Annotated in this window: 1 protein-coding gene and 1 pseudogene; both read right to left on the minus strand. The window is 40.4% G+C overall.

What is annotated here, in order from left to right:
• Positions 1 to 218: 218 nt before the first annotated feature.
• Entirely contained in the window at positions 219 to 3224 is a 3006-nt protein-coding gene (locus BLV99_RS17845; RefSeq protein ID WP_244516353.1) for a bifunctional diguanylate cyclase/phosphodiesterase, read from the minus strand.
• Positions 3225 to 3535: 311 nt separating this feature from the next.
• Positions 3536 to 3730: pseudogene (locus BLV99_RS18360) on the minus strand (hypothetical protein); the annotation flags it as partial.

Consider the following 3730-nt stretch of genomic DNA (forward strand, 5'->3'; position numbering starts at 1 on the left):
ATTTACGGAATTAGGTCGACCACTTACCCAAGTTACGCCTTAAATTTGGCTCAATTAGGGGCGCTTTGCATTTCAAATCTTTGTGCAACAAAGCCAAATAAACCACATTATATATCAAATTTTGACGACTGTATTGCTCCCCTTCTTTCCGGTAAATGTCTTTTATGGCACTTTAGGGCTGAGCAATTGCCATCGTGAGTAGGTAAATCCCAATTCTTTTACAGTGATCTTTTCGCCAACTTTAAGTTTTGTGATTGCCTGAATGATGATCTTATTAAATTTTTATGCAGGGTTTGCTGAGAGCATAGATACTGCTTAAGCTCATCAATAGGCATCGGTTTTCCAAACAAATAGCCCTGATAATGGTAACAACCCTGTTTTTCCAATACTTCACGTTGAGCTTCGGTTTCTACCCCTTCAGCCAGTACAGAGATACCTAAAGTTTTTGCCAAAACAATGATCATTTTGGCAATTTCGGCATCATTGGCACTGATTACAATATTACGAACAAAACCTTGATCAATTTTTAATTGATCAATCGGAATCCGTTGTAAATAAGTGAGAGAAGAATAACCCGTACCGAAATCATCCAGAGAAAACATGATCCCATAACGTTTAAGAATCGTCATTTTTTCAATAATGTCTTCTACCCGCATCACTAAGGCACTTTCAGTCAGTTCAAGCTTGAGTAAATGTGCAGGAGCCTGTGTACGTTCCAGAACGTCGAGCACGTCTTGAACAAATTCATCACGGGCGAATTGGCTCGCGCTGACATTCACAGCCATGCTGAGGTGAGCAGTTTGCGGATACTTGGCCCAGTCACTCAATTGTTGGCAGGCACTTTCCAGTACCCATTGACCCAGAGTAATAATGAAACCATTTTCTTCTGCGACGGGTATAAAACGAGCAGGGGAAATCATTCCTTTAACTGGATGCAGCCAACGTAACAAGGCTTCTACTCCTGTCACCTGTTGTGCACCATTCACTTGTGGCTGGTAATACAGCACCAGCTGATTTTTTTCTAGTGCTTGACGTAATCCGGTATCAATCTCAGCACGCTCCTGAACCTGAGATTGAATCTCGGGATCAAAAAAGCGATAAGTATTTCGACCATAATTCTTTGCGTCAGACAGTGCCATATCAGCACGTTTAATTGGATCTTGGATATTTTCACATGCTTCTATCCCAAATAGGCTGATCCCAATACTGGCTGAATTATGATATTCAGAGTCGGCCAAAAAGTAAGGTTGAGTGAGTGTCTGTAAAATATATTTTGCGGTTTTTTCTAGTTGTGGGATAGCTTCCATCTCTGAGCTTCCAAGATGATCAAGCAGAACCACAAATTCATCACTTCCCAGTCGTGCAACCATTTGATTGGCTTCTACGCATTCTAGCAGGCGAGTTGCGACTTGCTGTAATAAGTAGTCTCCGGTTTCATGGCCTGCAGTGTCATTTATAGCTTTAAAATTATCCAGATCTATTAACAGAACAGCGCCGAGCTGTTTTTTATTTTTTGTATCTCTCATGCTCTGTTCAAGGTGTTCCAAAAATAGGCTACGGTTTGGCAGTTTAGTCAGAGAGTCATAAAACGCTAGCAAGTGTACTTTTTCTTCTGCAGCTTTATAGGCAGAAATATCGGTAAGCGTTGCAACATAATGTGTGGTTTGGCCATGCTCATCACGTACAGCAGCAATCAAGATGTGTTGTGGATACAGTTCACCATTTTTGCGCTTATTCCAGATTTCACCCTGCCAGGATCCCGTGGTGCGAATATCGTTCCACATGCCGGAATAGAAGTTTTTGTCATGCAGGCCTGATTGCAGGATTTTAGGCGTGTGCCCAATCAACTCTTGTTCACTATAGCCAGTAATTTCTGTAAAAGCATGATTGGTACGTAAAATAACCAAATGAGGATCTGTAATCAACATCCCGACTTGAGAGTCAAATGCAGTTGCGGCAATACGCAGATTTTCTTCTGCTTTTTTACGTTCGGTAATATCACGTGCCGAGCAGAAGAACACCTCATCATCATCAAGATGCACCAGGACTGAACTGACTTCTACCGGATAACACTCACCTTGAGCATTTCGATAACAGGTTTCGAAACAAATGCCCCCAGGCGTAGAAATACCTCTATTGATTAGCTCTTGCAGCTCTGCCTTATTATAGCCGTTATCCCAGTAACATAGGGTTTTGCCCAAGGCTGCCTGCGGAGTGCTGCCAATCATGCGAAAAAAGGAATCACTGCCTTGAAGAAGCTTGCCTTCGCGATCTAGAACATGAATACCATCTTGTGCATTACGTAACAGCATCCGACTACAACGATTGGTAAACATATTCGCCCGAATTTGCTGCCAAAGTAGCCATCCAGCAATCGTGGTCACTGCAATGAAGAGTAATCCTAGCAAAACGGCTTTAATAACATCTTCATACCATTGGGCCAGATAGTCTTCTTCAGCGAAGGCAACAACAACAAAAACAGGCATACTACTAATTTTGTGAACATGACCAATACGCGGGATATGATCTGTGGTTTGTCGGGTATAAATGGTGCCATGTGCGCCGGAGCGTACCAGTTGTGACAGCTCCGGTGGGCCGCCAACAAAGCCCACCTGACCATTCGGGGTTTTGAGCATGGGATTACGTGCAATAACTCGCATATCCAGGTCTTGTACCACTACCACTCCTTTGGGGCCTACATCCAGTTCTGCAATCAGATGATTAAAGTAACTGGCTGGCAGGGCAGCAACAATCATCCCTGCAAAAGCTCCATCAGGCTGATTGTAACGTCGTGCCAATAGATTAACCCAGCCTTGGCCATTTGGATCTCTGATCAGCTTGGTGACAAACAGCTGATCTGTATTTTTCTGTTGGGCTTCTTTAAAAAAACTATAGTTTGCATAATTGGAAGTCTGACCACCAATATCATGATCAGCGAATTGGACTTGACCTTTTGCATCGGTAATGTGTATTCGTGTAACAGAGCCAATCCAATCTTTTTGTTTCTGAATAAAGAGACTTATTTCTCTATCATTTATTTGTTTTTTATCACCTAATTCTTTTTCTATATAAGTTTGTAAAGTATACAAAGACAAATCGATTTCTTGTGAACTGCTGCTCACACTTTCTTCAAGCAGTGATGTTAAATTTTCTACACCAGTCCTAGCTTGAGCTTCTTCGCGCTCACGTGAAGTATGTAAGGTATAGGCCAGTAAGCTGATCATGAACATATTCATGATCACTACAGTAAGCACAAGAAGAATAAAAACTGATCTATTTTTGTGTAGCATATTTACTCTGTGAAATAGAGTGCTCTTTACGCTGCCAATGCAACTCCCAAATTTAATCTTTTTATTAAATAATTAGACTAAAAATTGTTCAAAATTTAACATAAAATACGACACAATAATATTTTTAAATTTTATTAAATCATTGAGTTAATTTTTGATTATTAATTTAGCATTGACTGAATATCCATCAGTTTTATAGAGATATTCCAACCTAGAATAGACTTCCTTCATAAATCATTTTTCAATCAATTTAATTGTTTATCTTTCACCCAATCTAAATTGTATATGCCAGCAAGTAAATTAAACCGCAGGTTTAATCTTTTACGACGATTTCTATATACACAAGGCTTTGTTGCACAAAGATTTGAAATGCAAAGCGCCCCTAATTGAGCCAAATTTAAGGCGTAACTTGGGTAAGTGGTCGACCTAATTCCGTAAAT

Origin of the sequence: Acinetobacter kyonggiensis (genome assembly GCF_900107285.1) — a bacterium.
In the GTDB taxonomy this organism is placed as follows: Bacteria; Pseudomonadota; Gammaproteobacteria; order Pseudomonadales; family Moraxellaceae; genus Acinetobacter; species Acinetobacter kyonggiensis.